Annotated in this window: 1 pseudogene; it reads right to left on the bottom strand. The window is 50.4% G+C overall.

The annotated features are described in order from the left end of the window. Positions 1–246, bottom strand: a pseudogene (locus SB658_RS26500) (F0F1 ATP synthase subunit beta); the annotation flags it as partial.

Raw genomic sequence — 246 nt, 5'->3', positions numbered from 1 at the left:
AACCAACCGCAGAAGGCATACGGCCGAGAAGCGCGGAAACCTCTGAACCCGCTTGTGTGAAACGGAAAATGTTATCGATAAAGAACAGTACGTCCTGTCCTTGTTTATCACGGAAATGCTCAGCCATTGTAAGACCCGTCAGTGCTACACGCATACGTGCGCCCGGCGGCTCGTTCATTTGTCCGAAGACCATGGCTGTTTTCTTGATAACGCCTGAATCGCTCATTTCGTAGAAAAGGTCGTTCC

The organism is Bacillus sp. SIMBA_008 (genome assembly GCF_046535495.1).
Taxonomy (GTDB): domain Bacteria; phylum Bacillota; class Bacilli; order Bacillales; family Bacillaceae; genus Bacillus; species Bacillus subtilis.
This window is presented reverse-complemented; position numbering and strand designations above follow the sequence as displayed.